General features: G+C 70.9%; 9 protein-coding genes. All 9 read right to left on the reverse strand.

Features of this window, described 5'->3' with window-relative positions; translation table 11 throughout:
* Positions 1 to 82: 82 nt before the first annotated feature.
* The 9 genes from pulA to ACFVAJ_RS05645 all read right to left on the reverse strand — a co-directional run bounded on the left by pulA (position 83) and on the right by ACFVAJ_RS05645 (position 14,877).
* Positions 83 to 6,172 carry a pullulanase-type alpha-1,6-glucosidase gene (gene pulA / locus ACFVAJ_RS05605; RefSeq protein ID WP_376941939.1) on the reverse strand — a complete coding sequence of 2,030 codons (6,090 nt, stop codon included), beginning with the start codon at positions 6,170 to 6,172 and terminating at the stop codon, positions 83 to 85.
* A 177-nt stretch (positions 6,173 to 6,349) separates the two neighbouring features.
* Entirely contained in the window at positions 6,350 to 6,562 is a 213-nt protein-coding gene (locus tag ACFVAJ_RS05610; protein ID WP_376941941.1) for a hypothetical protein, read from the reverse strand.
* A gap of 117 nt (positions 6,563 to 6,679) precedes the next feature.
* Positions 6,680 to 9,262 (reverse strand): ATP-binding protein, encoded by a 2,583-nt coding sequence (locus ACFVAJ_RS05615; RefSeq protein WP_376941943.1) that lies wholly within the window; start codon positions 9,260 to 9,262, stop codon positions 6,680 to 6,682.
* Positions 9,263 to 9,648: 386 nt separating this feature from the next.
* Positions 9,649 to 10,662, reverse strand: a complete 1,014-nt coding sequence (gene ccsB / locus ACFVAJ_RS05620; protein ID WP_376942484.1) for a c-type cytochrome biogenesis protein CcsB — start codon at positions 10,660 to 10,662, stop codon at positions 9,649 to 9,651.
* An 80-nt stretch (positions 10,663 to 10,742) separates the two neighbouring features.
* Complete coding sequence (locus tag ACFVAJ_RS05625; RefSeq protein WP_376941945.1) at positions 10,743 to 12,449, reverse strand: cytochrome c biogenesis protein ResB; 1,707 nt, start codon at positions 12,447 to 12,449, stop codon at positions 10,743 to 10,745.
* Positions 12,427 to 13,179, reverse strand: coding sequence for a cytochrome c biogenesis CcdA family protein (locus ACFVAJ_RS05630; protein WP_376941947.1), 753 nt, complete (start codon positions 13,177 to 13,179; stop codon positions 12,427 to 12,429). Before ACFVAJ_RS05630 ends, ACFVAJ_RS05625 begins: the two co-directional genes overlap by 23 nt.
* Before the next feature lies 1 nt (position 13,180).
* On the reverse strand, positions 13,181 to 13,774 hold the full coding sequence (locus tag ACFVAJ_RS05635) for a TlpA family protein disulfide reductase (protein ID WP_376941949.1): 594 nt from the start codon (positions 13,772 to 13,774) through the stop codon (positions 13,181 to 13,183).
* Entirely contained in the window at positions 13,771 to 14,436 is a 666-nt protein-coding gene (locus ACFVAJ_RS05640) for a histidine phosphatase family protein (protein WP_376941951.1), read from the reverse strand. Before ACFVAJ_RS05640 ends, ACFVAJ_RS05635 begins: the two co-directional genes overlap by 4 nt.
* Positions 14,437 to 14,514: 78 nt before the next feature.
* Positions 14,515 to 14,877: a hypothetical protein gene (locus tag ACFVAJ_RS05645; RefSeq protein ID WP_376941953.1), complete on the reverse strand. Its 363-nt coding sequence runs from the start codon at positions 14,875 to 14,877 to the stop codon at positions 14,515 to 14,517.
* Positions 14,878 to 14,911: the final 34 nt, after the last annotated feature.

Here is a 14,911-nt window from a genome sequence, read left to right on the forward strand (position 1 = left end):
GCCCGGCCCACCGATCCGTCGCAGAAGGTCGGTCACCGCTTGAGGGACCGACCATCCGCGACGGCTCGAGTGCCGGTACGGGCTACCAGAGCAGGATCGGCACCGGCACCGTCCGGGTGTCGGCGAAGCCCTCGTCGCCCGTGAAGACCGCATGCACGAGGTGCAGGCCGCGGCCGAGCTTCGGCAGCTTCAGGTTCACCCGGCCCTTGTCTTTCGCGGTCAGCGAGACCTCGGCGAGCTTCGTTCCGCCCTCGTACACCGCGAACGTGCCCGTCGGCGTCGAGCCGTCGAGCGCGACGACCTTCGCGACGTACTTCACGGCCGAGCCGGCCTTCGCGACGAGCTTGTCGGGCGCGCCGAGGGCGAACGTGGCGACCGCGGGCGGCGGCTGCTCGTCGACCAGCACGGCGACGCTGCGGGCGGGCACGGTGACGGTTCCCGTCGCGGCATCCCAGGTGGTCTGCTTCACGACCGCGTCGGAGCCCGACGCCTGCGCCTCGGCCAGCGCGAAGTCGCGCCCGGCGAGCGCACCGACCGTCTGGCTGACGGCCGACGGCGAGGCGTTGAACACGACGAGCGCGCCGTCGAGCTCGGGGTCGACGTCGTCGCCCACGAGGTCGTCGACCTGCATGACGATCACGCCCGGCGTCGCCTCGGGCCCGCTGTTCGGGAAGGTGACCTTCTCGTCGATCAGCTCGGCCGAGCCGAGCTGTAGCAGGTCGACCGACGAGCGCACGCGCAGCAGGTCGAGGGCGGATGCCTCGGCCGCCGCCATGTCGGCCGCGGTCGGCTTCAGGGCGGGGTCGGCGAGGAGCGGCTCCATGACCGACCACTTGCCGCCGTTGTCGGCCTCGCCGGGCAGCCCCGAGCCGAAGGTCGACTCCTGGCCCGTCCAGTCGACCCGGTTGAACCAGTCGCCCGAGTTGTAGCTGTTGCGGTCGAGCGACTTCGATCGCAGCAGCTCGGTGCCGGCGTGCCAGAACGAGGGCGACTGCGAGAGGGTCACCGTCGCGAGCGACAGCGTGTTCATGCGCACACGGTCGGCCATCGTGGTGTCCTGCGGCAGCTTGAAGACCGAGAGGTCGTAGAGCGTCTCGTTGTCGTGCGCGTCGACGTAGTTGATCACCTCATCGGGCTGGTCGGCGTAGCCGGCCGGTGAGCCCCGGTAGTCGAGCTGGTCGCCGCGCACGGTCGCACCCGTGGCATCCTCGAGCTCGTACCCGCGGAGGTTGCCCGCGAGGCCGAGCTTCACGAGGTCGGTCTGGTGCGCGAGGTCGGCGAGCTGGTCGGCTTGCGACGGCGTGCCGGCCCGGCCGTTCGGGTCGGTGCCGAGGCCCGTGCCGAAGCCCTGCTGGAACGTCGACGAGGCGTCGACCGGGCTGCCGCCGTGCACGGCGTCGCGCAGCCGGTCGTTGAACGTGCCGATGCCCGTGCCGCCGAGTTGCCCCTGCGTGGCCTGCTCGAACAGGGCGTTGTTCGCGACCTCGCCGAAGTTCCAGCCCTCGCCGTAGAGGTACACGGCCTTACCGTCGACCCCATCAGCCTCGGGCGTGAGCTCGTCGAGCGCCGCCCGCACGGCGAGCATGTTCTCCTTCGAGTGATGGCCCATGAGGTCGAAGCGGAACCCGTCGACCTTGTACTCCTTCGCCCACAGTACGACCGAGTCGACCATGAGCTGCTGCGCGACGTCGTGCTCGGTCGCCACGTTCTGGCAGCACGTCGAGGTCTCGACGGCGCCGACCGCGTTGAGCCGCTGGTAGTAGCCCGGCACGATGCGGTCGAGCACCGACTTCTGGCCCTGACCGGCCTCGGCGGTGTGGTTGTACACCTCGTCGAGCACGACCTGCAGGCCGTCGGCGTGCAGCGCGCCCACCATCTCGCGGAACTCGGCGACGCGCGCCCCGCCGTCGGCGTCGACGGCGTACGAGCCCTCGGGCGCCTGGTAGTGGAACGGGTCGTAGCCCCAGTTGAAGCCGTCGAGGTCGCGGACCCGGTCGATGCACGCCTGCTGCTCGGCCGACGCGGGGCCGAAGCTCGCGAGGTCGCAGTCGGGCACGGCCTGCTGCGCGCGCTCCTCCTCGATGGTCGCGAGGTCGAAGGTCGGCAGCAGGTGCACCGTGTTGATGCCCGCCTCGGCCAGCTCGCGCAGCTGCTTCGTGCCCGCGGAGTCGCGGGTGAACGCCCGGTAGGTGCCGCGCTCGGCCTCGGGCACGGTCTCGTCGCTGATCGAGAAGTCGCGCACGTGCAGCTCGTAGATCGCGCGGTCGACCGGGCGCTCGACGACGGGCGCCTTGGTCTTCGCCCACTGCTCGGGGGCGAGCGCCGGGTCGTCGAGGTCGACGACGACCGTGCGCGCCGAATTCGTCGTGAGGGCCACGGAGTACGGGTCGGTCACCGAGTTCTGCTCGATCTCGCCGGTCGACGGCGCGAACACCTCGACCGACCACCGGTACTCGTCGCCCGCGGCGACGCCCTCGACCGACCAGGTGCCGCTCGCGTCGTCGCGCACGGCCTCGTTCACCTCGGGGTCGCCCGCGGAGCCTGCGGCCCAGCGCTCGAGCGAGACCGAACGCGCGGTCGGAGCCCACAGCGTGAGGGTCGCGTCATCGCCTTCCCAGCTGGTGCCGAGCGGCGCGGATGCCACAGCGTCGGCGTAGAGGGCGTCGAGGACGCCGGGCAGCTGCACGCCGGTGAAGGCGGTGAGCTCGCCGTTCGAGCCGCCCGACCGCTGCGCGACCGCGAGCTCCTCGGTGAGGAGCACCTCGACCTCGGCGCGGTCGGCGCCGACGACGTGCAGCGCCAGGTAGCCCTCGAGCGCCGGGAACTTCTCGAGCTGCGCGTCGGAGAGGCCGGCCGCGTCGAGCTCGAGCTCGACGGCGTCGCCGCCGCCCGTGACCTCGCCGTCGGTCACCCCGAGGCCCGCGTCGGGCGCGTGCTCGAGCGACCACGTGGCATCCTCGGCCTTCGCACCGCCGAGCAGGGCGGCGGGCCAGGCGATCGTCTGCTCGTCGACCCAGTGGGCCTGCGACTGCCCGCTGCCTGCGAGCGGCGGGTCGGTGACGACGATCTCGAGCACGTGGGTGGCGAGCGTGTAGCGGAACTCGACGAGCTTGCCGCCGGTCGCCGTGAACGTGTAGTTCGCCCCGCCCGGGGCGCCGCCGACGCCGTAGTTCTCGTCCCAGCCGAGACCGTGCGCGACCTTCACCTCGTAGGCCCCGTCGGGGATCTTCGAGGTCGAGAAGGTGTAGACGCCGTCCTTGTCGCCGTCCTGCATGAGCGAGGCGAGGCAGTCGGGCGCCCAGTCGCCGGCGCAGCCGATCTCCTGCTGGAAGCTGCCCGGCAGGGTCACGACCGGCCCCTCGGCCGACGAGGAGACGACCTTCGTGGCGGGGTTCCAGTAGAACGTCACCGGCTTGGAGCCGTCGGTCGAGTAGGTGACGTTGCCGCCGTTCTGCTCGCCGTTCGCGCCGTAGTTGACGTCCCAGCTGCCGTTGAGCGCGACCTTGTACTCGTAGTCGCCGGCGGGCACGTCGAAGGTACCGGTGTAGATGCCGTCGGCGCGGAGCGTCAGCTTCGCCGCCTCGCAGCCGGGCGTCCAGTCGCCGGCGCAGCCCATCTCGCTGTTGTGCGAACCCGGCACCGTGACGAGGTCGATCGGCTGCTCGGGCTCCTCGCCGCCGTCGGCGAGGTTCACGGCGTTGCCGACGCTCGCGTAGCTCGATGCCGCCGAGCGGTTGCCCGCCGCGTCGGTCGAGATCGCGCGGTACTCGAGGAGCGTGCCCTTCGCGAGGCCCGCCGTGTCGTGGAACACCCGCGGGCTCGTGTCCTCGGCCGTGCCGAGCGCGTGCCAGGCGTCGTCGCCCGTGGCCCCGGCGATGCGCCAGGCGAAGCTCGTCTCCTGCCAGGTGGCGTCGTCGACGTCGGCGACGACGGGGGTCACCCCCGTCACGCCCGCACCGGCCGCGGGCACCGCGACCGAGATCGCGGCCGCCGCGTCAGGCGCGCTCACCTCGCGGTCCGCCCGCAGCACGACCGTGCCGAGGGCCGGAACGGTGACGGAGGCCACGCCGTCGGCGTCGGCCGTCACGGCCCCGGTGCCGGCGCCGCCGTCGTAGAGCACCTCGAACGCGCCGCCCTTCGTGAGCGTCGGCACCTCGACCGTGCGCGCCTCGCCCGCGTTGTTCGCGGCGACGAGGTACTCGAGCTTCTCGTCGCGGTCGACCCGGCTGAACGCGTACACGCCCGCGCCGTTGTCGACGTAGCGCTCGATCTGCGCGCCCGTCGAGAGCGCCGGGTGCGCCTGGCGCAGCGCCGAGAGTGCGGCGATGTGCTCGTAGAGCGGGGCATCCGTGCCGAAGCGGTCGACGCTGCCGGCCTGCTCGCCCGTGACGAGCGTCTGATTCTGGTACTCGGTCACCTGGCTCGCGAAGAGCGACTGGCGGGCATCCTTGTCGCCGCCGGTGCCGGCGAAGCCCTGCTCGTCGCCGTAGTAGACGACGGGCTGGCCGCGAGTGAGGAAGAGGAGCTCGTGGGCGAGCTCATCGCGCTCGAGCGGGGCGCCCGTCGACTGCAGGAAGTAGCCGACGCGCCCCATGTCGTGGTTGCCGAGGAAGGTCGGTAGCGCCGTCGCCGAGGAGTCGGGCGTCGTGTAGTAGTCGTCGCCCGCGAAGAGCGACTGCAGGTTCTTCGCCGAGTTGCCGGCGGCGAAGCTCACGGCCTGCGACTGGAAGGTGAAGTCGAGCACCGAGTTCATGTCGGTCTTGCGCACGTACGGGCTGAGCTTCACCGGGTCGGCGTCGTAGACCTCGCCGAACATGAAGAAGTCGTCCTTGCCGGCGGCGTGCGCGTAGTCGAGCACCTCGCTCGCCCACTGCTCCCAGAACTCGAAGTTCACGTGCTTGGCGGTGTCGATGCGGAAGCCGTCGATGCCGAGGTCGACCCACTGCTCGTACACGTCGACGAAGCCGTTCACGACGGTCGGGTGCTCGGTCATGAGGTCGTCGAGTCCGACGAAGTCGCCGTAGGTGACCGACTCGCCCTCCCACGTCGAGTCGCCGCGGTTGTGGTACAGCGTCGGGTCGTTGAGCCACGCGGGCACCTTGAGGTCGGCGTCGTCGGCCGAGATCGTCGGCGTGTACGGGAAGCTCGTCGCCGCGTCGAGCGCCGGGAAGTCGGCGCCGGCCTCCGCGCCGGCGTACTTCGCCGGGTCGAACGCGGTGCCGTCGGCGTCGAGGTAGGGGCTCGTCTTCTGGTCGATGTACGAGTACTGCTGCTCCTCGTAGTCGATCACGTCGGCCGTGTGGTTCGTGATGATGTCGAAGTACACCTTGATGTCGCGGTCGTGGGCGTCGGCGATGAGCGCCTCGAGCTCGGCGTTCGTGCCGAGGTGCGGGTCGATCTGCGTGAAGTCGGTCACCCAGTAGCCGTGGTAGCCGGCGCTCGCGTTCGCGCCCTCGCCCTGCACAGGGCGGTTCTTGAAGCTCGGCGTCAGCCAGATCGCCGTCGTGCCGAGCCCCTCGATGTAGTCGAGCTGCTCGCGAAGGCCCGCGAGGTCGCCGCCCTGGTAGAAGCCCTTGTCGGCGGGGTCGAAGCCGGTCGCGAGGCGGTCGCCCGTGAGTCCGCCCTCGTCGTTCGAGGGGTCGCCGTTCGCGAAGCGGTCGGTCATCACGAAGTAGAAGGTCTCGTCGCTGCCGGGCTGGCGCACCGGCGCGGCGACGAGTTCGGCATCGGATGCCTCGTCGTAGGCGCCGGCCATCGCGCCCGCGGTCAGTTCGAGGCCGACCTTCTTGAGGGTGTCGTCGAACACGACTCGCACATCGGTGTCGCCCGCGACCGTCAACGGGATGTTGTCTCCCCCGCCGTTCAGCCCGTACGCCTCGTCCCACGAGTCGTTCACGGCGACCTTGTACTGCCAGCTGCCCGCGGGAACGGTGAACTCGGCCGCGTAGACGCCGGCGGTGGCGGTCGGCTCGAGCTCGGTCTCGGCGCAGGCGGGCGCCCAGTCCTCGGCGCAGCCCAGCTCGGACTGCAGGTCGCCGACGAGCGCGAAGCTGCGCTCCTCAGCCGCGGCGGCGGCGAGGCCGAGCCCGGGGGCGAAGCTCAACGCCGTGACGGCGAGCCCTCCGGTCACTGCGGCGGCGAGCCACCTGCGTACGAGCGAGCGTTGCGTCATCTTCGACTCCCGATTCCCGGCACGACTCCGTGCCACCGACACTGCTCGCGAACGTAGCAGCGTCGGCTCGGTTAATGCAAGCGTTTACAGTCGAAGTGCTCAATGATGACGCGAAGGCGATGTGCGAGGTCGGGATTGAAGTGCAATCGCTGTCACTGCGGACATCGGTGCACACCGTCAGAGCAGCCGTGCGAACGCTCCGGCGCGGAACTGCTCCTCGCGCAGGCGCCGGGCCTCGTGCCGGAGCTGGTGGCGGCGGGCCTGCTCGTCACGGTCGAGCGTCTGGACGGTGCGTGCCTCGGTGAGGCGGCGCGCCAGCCATCCGAGCACTGCCGAGCGTCGAGTCGGGCGGATCGTCGTGGAGACGGATCCGGCGAGTGCGGTGTTCATGATGATCCCCTGTCGTTCACGGTTCCCGCCTCCGCGGGCCGTGATTCCATCCCACCGCCGGGCGCTCGTCGGCGAATCGGCGACCGCTACCGAGATCGTCGCGGCGCGCTACCGAGATCAGCTCGAGAGCAGGTTGCGCTCGTCAGCGAGCCGCACGGCCTCCTGGCGCGACGCGACCCCGAGCTTCGCGAGCACGGCGGCGACGTGGCTGTCGACGGTCCGCACCGAGACCACGAGTCGCGCGGCGATCTCGGCGTTGGTGAGTCCGTCGACGAGCAGCCGCAGCACGTCGAGCTGCCGGTCGGTGAGGCCGTCGGGGTTGCTGCGAGTGAGGCTCGACGGGCCACGCGGGATGCTTCGGACGCCGCGGTCGCGCAGTTCGGCACGGACCCGGCCGGCGAGCGGTCGCGCGCCGATTCGATCGAGGATGACGAGCGCCTCCAGCAGGTCGGCGTCGTCGGGGCTCTCGGCGAGCGCGGCGGCCTCGTGGTAGGGACATCCTGCGGCGCGCCAGAGGTCGGCGGCGCGCCGCCAATCGCCGCGCGCCTGCACGGCGAAGGGATGCTCCCCCTCGGGCGCTTCGACCTCCGCGCCCGCCCGGCGCAGCAGCGAGGCGAGTTCCGCCCGGAGATTCTCATCCTGCCGACGCACTGCCTCCTCGTGCACGGGAACGGCGATCGCACGCACCGCCGCCCGATCGCCGCGGAGCAGCGCGGCCTCGGCGCGAGCCGCGGCGGCCGGGCCCGTGCGCTGCAGCTCGCCGAGCCGTTCGGCCACCAGCGTCGCCTCCTCGAGCGTCGACTCGCCGTCGGGGTCGCCGCGGCGGATTCCGACCACCCCGATGATCGTGAGCGAGACGCAGTACAGCTGCGGCATCGCCTCGGTCTGGTACGCGGCCGCTGCGAGGGCCTCGTCCCATTGCGCTCGCGCGAGGTGCAGGCGTCCGCGTTCGGCCTGCTGGTAGGTCCACAGTCCGAAGACCTCGGTGCGCTCCGAGAGTTCGAGCGCCGGCTCGAGGTAGCGCTCGGCGAGGTCGAGGCGGTACTGGTCGAGCAGGCTCCAGACGAGGTTCACGTGTGCGCGGGCCGCGTCGTCCATGAGGTTGGCAGCCACGGCGATCTCGGCGGCCTCGAGCAGCTCCGCGATGCCATCGTCGCGCGTCTGCAGCATGTGCGCGGTGCCGAGATTGTTGAGCGCGTGTGAGAGCGCCCTCGGTGCGCCGACCTCCCTCGCGATCCCGGCGGCGCGCGACGCGAGGTCGATCGCCCGAGGCAGTTCGTGGGCGAGCATCGCGAGCTGCGCCTCGTTGCTCAGCGCCAGCGCGAGCAGCCCCCGGTCGTCCGATTCGGCGAGCGCCGCCGACGCCTCGCGGCCGGCCTCCTCGGCGGCCTGTCGATCGCCTGCCAGCCACTGGAATCGTGAGAGCCAGCGAAGACTTGCCCCGAGCGCAGTGAGGTCGGGCCGCTCGCGCCGAAGTCGCACGACCTCGGTCTCGGCCTTCACCGACTCGGGTCCCTGCCCGATCGTGTACGCCTCGATCGCGTAGCCCTCGAGCAGCTCGCATCGCTCGACCGCGTCGTACCGGTCGAGGTGGTCCAGTGCCGTGCGGAAGTGCGCGGCCGCCTGCAGGTGCGCGCCGGATGCCGAGGCGTCGCGCGCGGCGCGCGGCGCCCAGGCCACGACGGTGTCGATGTCGCCCGCCGCGAGCGCATGGTGCACGAGCGTCGACGGGTCGGCGGCCCCCGACGCGAGCAGTTCGACGAGCACCCGGCGCTCGAGCTCGATGCGACGGGAGGCCGGGAGCGCATCGACGATCGCCCGGCGCGTCAGCTCGTGTCGGAACCGCACGCTCTCGGGGTGGACCTCCAGCAGTCCGGCCTCCTCGGCCGTCCGCAGCGCACCCGCCGACCCCGGGATCAACCTCGCGAGCAGGGTGGCGTCGACCGCCGACGGCAGCACCGCGAGCTGCTCGACCCGTTCCTGCGTCCCCTCGTCGAGGCGGCGCAGCCGGCCGGTCACCGCGTCGACGACCGTGGGAGGAACCGCGGCCTCGTCGGCCGAGGCGACGAGTTCGGTGACGAAGTACGGGTTGCCCTCGGTCATCGAGTAGACCCGATCGGGGTCGAGCCCGCTTCCGGCGGTCAGTGCCCCGACGGCATCGGCCGAGAGGTGCCGCAGCGCGATGCGCTCGACGCGGTCGCCGTGGCCGAGGTCACCGAGCAACCGGCTGAGCGGATGGTCGCGGTCGAGCTCGTCGCGGTAGGTGAGCACCAGGACCGCGGGCAGGTCGTCGATCCGACGGGCGAGGAAACGGAGCGCGTCGAGCGTGGCCTCGTCGGCCCAGTGCACGTCCTCCACGATGAGCACGGTGCCGCCCGGCGCGGCGAGTTCATCGCGGAGCGCGTCGAAGACGTCCTCCCGGTCGCCCGCGCGAAGCGCCTCGCCCAGCCGCGATCCGACCGACGACGCGAGATCGCGCAGCGGCCCCAGAGTGCGCGGTGTCGACATCGCATCGCAGGAGCCCAGCAGCACGCGCACGCCCGGCGGCGGATCCGCCCGAAGCGCATTCACGAGGCTGCTCTTGCCGATACCCGCCTCGCCGTGCAGCAGCACCACGCGCCCGCGCCCCATCGACGCGTCGCTCGCGGCCACGCGCAGCTCGCCGAGTTCTCGATCGCGCTCGAGCAGGTCCCTGCCCATGGAGCGATCGTGCCCGCCGTCCGCCGGTGCCGCAACCCTCCCGAGAATCGGCCGCCTGAGCGCCTGCGGACCGTTCAGGATGCACCGAGCCGGCCGAGGAGGGTCGAGTCCGAATCATTACGTCACTGATACGCGCTTGGTATCACCGACGCCAGCCGCGGCGCACGACGACGTCACTGATTCGTCACCGGTATCGGCGATACCAAGCGCGTATCAGTGACGGAGTCCGCGTCAGCTCTGACACTGACCCGCTGGGTGGATCAGTGTCAGAGTCGACGAGGCCGCGACCGACCTGACCGTCAGCGCCGAGGCGGGAGTCTCCGGACGCACGGCACCCCTGATGCGTCAACTGCATCAGGGGTGCCGGGGCGGTGCGAACGACGAGCTCAGAGACCCGAGTACGCGTGCAGGCCCTTGAAGAAGAGGTTCACCACGGTGAAGTTGAAGAGCACCGTCGAGAAGCCGATGATCGCGAGCCAGGCCGAGCGCGAGCCGCGCCAGCCGCGCGTCGCGCGCGCGTGGATGTACCCGGCGTAGACCACCCAGATGATGAAGGTCCACACCTCCTTGGTGTCCCAGCCCCAGTACCGGCCCCAGGCCTTCTCGGCCCAGATCGCGCCGGCCATAAGGGTGAACGTCCACATGATGAAGCCGATGATGTTGACCCGGTAGGCGAGGTTCTCGAGCGAGACCGCGTCGGGCAGGGTCGCGAGGAAGCTGGCCTTCACAGCCTTCGCCGAGGCGATCACGGCCTCACGGCGGGCCTGCATGAGCTGCACGACCGACAGGGCGAATCCGAGCGCGAAGAAGCCGACCGAGGCGCTGGCGACGAACACGTGGATCACGAGCCAGATCGACTGGAGCGCCGGCGGCAGCGGGATCGGGCTCACGTAGAAGTTGATCGTCGCGATGCCGAGGAGCACCAGCACGAGGCCCGTGACGAAGGTGCCGAGGAAGCGCAGGTCCTGCTTCGCGACGACGAGCACGAGCAGGAACACCGTCGTGATGATGAGCGTGCCGGTCAGGGCGAACTCGTACATGTTCGCCCACGGCACCCGGCCCGCGGCGAGCCCGCGCAGCACGGTGCCCGAGAGGTGCAGCAGCCAGGCGAGCACCGTCATCGCGACGCCGACGCGCAGCGCGGGCGACCGCCCGTAGGCGACGGATGCCCCGACGCCCGGGCCGCCCGCGGCGCCGAGCTTGACCTTCGCCGGCCGCGCCGAGTCGGTCGACGCGCTCGCAGCGTTCGCCTTCGCCGCCGCCGCGGCCTGGAGCACCCCGACCGGCTCGGGCGCCTCGGCCGTCAGCGCGGGCGAGACATCCCCCGCCGCCGTGGCCGCTGCCGAGCGCTTGGCGAGGTCGATCGAGAACGCGATGAACGCGATCGCGTACACGACCATGGCCGAGTACACGCAGAGGATGGAGATCTCGTCGAGCTGCACCGTTCTACCTTACGTCGAATGCGGGGTTGGTCTGGGGGTTACTTCGCATCATCGGCCGGGCCGGCGTGCTTGTCGGCGAACGCCGTCACGGCGTCCTCGAGGGTCGGGTCCTCGCCGCGGGCGAGTGCGGCGTACTCGAGCGAAATGCGCCCGTCGGGGCCCGCGATCGCCTTCACCCACATGCGGCGACGCGGCACGAAGAGCGACACCAGCAGGCCGCCCAGGATGAGCGCCGCGAAGACGAGCACCCAGATCTGCGTCGGGTCGTGGTGGATGTCGAAGCTCGCGAAGCGCGGCACGCTGTTCGAGTAGTCGCCCTCGGCGGCGTCGGGGTCGGCGTTCTCGAAGGTGACCGTGCCGAGTCCGTTCGGCAGCTCGGTCGTCTCGCCCGGCATGAGCTCGATCGAGTCGACGCCGGTGTCGCCGCCCGTGAGCTGCTCCATGGTCGAGGGGTCGAGCGTGTAGACCGAGGTGGGCTTGCCCTCGTTGATGCCGAGGTCGCCCTGGTAGACGTTGAGCGTCAGCACCGGGTAGACGAGGTCGGGGTAGGTCGAGGCGTAGGCGCCGGTGTCGAGCGTCTCCTGCGTGGGGTAGAAGAAGCCGACCATGCCGAGCTGCTCGGGCATGCCGTCGGGCACCTTCACGACGCCGATCGAGGTGAGGTTCGCGTCCTGCGGGAGGAACGGCACCGAGTCGGTGAACACGACCTCGCCGTCGGCGTTCTTCACCGTGATCGTCGGGGCGTAGCCGTTGCCGAGCAGGTACACGTCGGTGCCGTGCGTGTAGAGCGGCTCGTTGACCTTGACGGTGCGGTCGGCGCTCTCCTCGCCCTGGCCTTCGACGGTCACGTGCGCCGTGAAGTCGATCGGCTGGCCGAAGGCGTTGCGGTTCTCGGTCTCGTAGACGGCGTCGAGCTCTCCGAGCGAGAGCCGGTACGGCTGCAACCGGGAGTCGTCGAAGAAGCGCCCGGGGTTGAACGAGTCGTAGGCGGCGAGCGTGTTGACGAAGGTCTGCCCCTCGACGATGACCCGCTGGCCCGAGAACCCGAAGCCGCCGCCGAAGCCGACCGCGACGAGCACGCCGAGCAGCGCCGTGTGGAACACGAGGTTGCCGGTCTCGCGCAGGTAGCCGCGCTCGGCCGAGACCGAGAGCACGCCGCGCTGCTCGTAGCGCTCGACCCGGTAGCCGGCCTGGCGCAGCTGCGTCGTCGCGGTCGCGATCGCCGTCTCTGCGTCGATGCCCTCGGGCGCGGTGCGCTGGGTGTAGCCCGCGAGCCGCGACAGGCGCGCCGGCGTGCGGGGCGGCCGCGCGCGCAGCGCCTCGAAGTGGTGCTTCGTGCGCGGGATGATGCAGCCGATGAGCGACACGAACAGCAGCAGGTAGACGGCTGAGAACCACGCCGAGGTGTAGACGTCGAACATCTGGAAGCCGTCGAGGATCGGCGCCAGTGTCGGGTTGTCGTCGAAGTACTGCGTGACACCATTGGGGTCGCTCGAGCGCTGCGGCACGAGCGAGCCGGGCACCGCGGCGATCGCGAGCAGGAGCAGCAGGAGCAGCGCCGTGCGCATGCTCGTGAGCTGCCGCCAGGCGAAGCGCAGCCAGCCGACGAAGCCGAGCTTGGGCTGGTTGACGCCGTCACCGCCGGTGCCGCCTGGCGCGGATGCCTCGGGCTCCAGCGAATCGATGTGATCGGCCGGCCGCAGGGGGTCGACGCCGTGGGTGTCAGAGGACGAGATCGATGCCACTCATCACTCCTTGCAGTTCGCTCATCCAGGTGGTCCAGAGGCCCGACACCATGATCAGTCCGATCACGATGAGCATGCCGCCGCCGATGAGGTTGATGGTGCGGATGTGCCGGCGCAGGAACGCCAGCGACCCCGTCACCCAGCCGAAGCCGAACGCGACGAGGAGGAAGGGGATGCCGAGGCCGATGCAGTACGCGAGCCCGAGCAGCGCACCGCGCCCGACCGACTCGCTGTTGAGGCTCAGGCTGAGCACCGCGGCGAGCGCCGGCCCGATGCACGGGGTCCAGCCGAGGCCGAACACGATGCCGAGCAGCGGCGCGCCCGCGAGGCCCGTCGCAGGGCGCCAGCTCGGCTTGAACTGGCGCTGCATGAAGGTGAACTGGCCGATGAAGACGAGGCCCATTCCGATGAGCACGAGGCCGAGCACGCGCGTGATCGGATCCTGCCAGGCCCGCAACCATGCCCCGGCCGCACCTGCGAGCGCCGCGTAGATGAGGAACACGACCGTGAACCCGGCGATGAAGAGCAGCACGCCCAAGAGCAGCCGACGACGGTTGCGACGTTCGGTCTCGGCGTCCGCCGAGGCATCCGTGAAGCCCCCGATGTACCCGAGGTAGCCCGGCACCAGCGGCAGCACGCACGGGGAGAGGAACGAGATGATGCCGGCCGCGAGCGCGATCGGGACCGCCACGATGAGCTGGCCGCCGAAGACGATCTCGCCCGGGGACACCTCAGCTCTCCTCGGCGAGGAGGTCGTCGATGATCGACGAGAGGATCGAGGCCTCTTCGAGCTGGCCGAGCACACGTGCGGCGACGCGGCCCTCCTGGTCGAGCACGATCGTCGTCGGCACGGCCGCGGGCGGCACGCGCCCGGCGAAGGCGAGCTGCACCTCGCCCTCGTTCACGTCGAGGATCGAGGGGTAGGTCACGCCGTAGTCGTCCTCGAAGGATGCCGCGGTGCCGGCCTGGTCGCGCACGTTGACGCCGACGAAGCTCACCGCGTCGGGGTCGACCTCGGAGTACACGTCCTCGAGGATGGGCGCCTCGACGCGGCACGGGGCGCAGCCCGCGTACCAGAAGTTGACGACCTGCACCTGCCCCGAGGCATCCGCGGAGTCGTACTCGCCGCCCTCGACGGTCTCGCCCCCGAACTCGATCGGCTCGCCCCGCTCACCTGCGGGGTAGACCGAGATGGTGCCGTCGCCGGCGATGTAGTTCTTGCCGCTGCCCTCGCGGAACTGGTCGGCCAACGGGTCGCTCGCGCAGCCCGCGAGGGTGAGCATCGAGGCCACGGCGAGCGCCGCGACGAGTGCATTCTTCTTCACACCGCTCCAACGTCGGTCGCCTGTGCGGCGAGGCCCGCCGCGGGATCGGTGTAGCCGACCTCGACGAAGCGGCGCCCGGCGGCACTGCCCGCGGCTCCCTGCATCTCGAGGGTCGTGATGCTCGACAGTGCGCAGCGCCGGCGCCGCGGGTCGTGCGAGAGGCGCTCGTTCGCGAGGTGGCGGTGCACCATCCAGATCGGCAGCTGGTGGCTGACGATGACGACGTCGCCGCCGTCGGCCGCGTTCCACGCGTCCTCGACGGCGGCCATCATGCGCGCTGCGATCGAGCCGAACGGCTCGCCCCAGCTCGGCTCCCACGGGTTCACGAGCAGGCCCCAGTTGCGGATGTCTCGGAGCGCGCCGCCCGGACCGCGCATGCGCTTGCCCTCGAAGCGGTTCTCGGGCTCGATGACGCGGTCGTCGAGCGTCGGCTCGAGGCCGAACGCTACGGCGACGGGCTCGCCCGACTGCTGCGTGCGCTGCAGCGGCGAGGTGATGAGCGCCGAGACGGGGCGCCCGCGCGCGACGAGGTCGTCGGCCGCGGCCTTCGCCATCAGGCGGCCGAGGTCGCTGAGCCCGTAACCGGGAAGTCGACCGTAGAGCACGCCCTGGGGGTTGAACACCTCGCCATGGCGCACGAGATGAATCTGCTCGGCCGGCACGGGTTCCAGTCTAGAGAGCCGGATCCTTTGAATCCGCCGAGACCCCGTCGATCAGCCGGACGACCGAGGCCGTGTCCGTCAGCGTCGGAAAGTGACCGGCGATTCGTCGACCCAGTACTCCAGGCAGACATCGATCCCGCACGTCACCGCATCGACGTCGAACTCGCCGGTCCGATCCTCCGACTGATGCTGCAGCTGGAGGCGTACCGCGTGCCGGTCCAGCCGCCACATCCACTCGGCTTGCCCGTCCATCGCCGCCACGCGCTCCTCGAGCAGCGAAGGAAGGGCGACGTCCTCGAGCGTCGCCTCACCGTCCGCGTTGAGCACGATCCGACCGCCGGCGTCGTCGGCATGCCAGACGCCGGCGAGGTCGCTCTTATCGACGCTCGCGGGAAGTCGCGTGCCGAAGAAGACCGCGGCCGTGACGAGGATGATCAGCACGAGCCCCGAGAACACCACCCAGAGGCCGGTCCTC

It is taken from the genome of Agromyces sp. NPDC057679 (genome assembly GCF_042799635.1).
Classification (GTDB): domain Bacteria; phylum Actinomycetota; class Actinomycetes; order Actinomycetales; family Microbacteriaceae; genus Agromyces.

What these genes read in the sequence shown, in the direction of transcription:
- pulA (WP_376941939.1), bottom strand. Translation starts at nt 6,172, where the DNA reads ATGACGCAACGCTCGCTCGTACGCAGGTGGCTCGCCGCCGCAGTGACC.
- ACFVAJ_RS05610 (WP_376941941.1), bottom strand. Translation starts at nt 6,562, where the DNA reads ATGAACACCGCACTCGCCGGATCCGTCTCCACGACGATCCGCCCGACT.
- ACFVAJ_RS05615 (WP_376941943.1), bottom strand. Translation starts at nt 9,262, where the DNA reads ATGGGCAGGGACCTGCTCGAGCGCGATCGAGAACTCGGCGAGCTGCGC.
- ccsB (WP_376942484.1), bottom strand. Translation starts at nt 10,662, where the DNA reads ATGGTCGTGTACGCGATCGCGTTCATCGCGTTCTCGATCGACCTCGCC.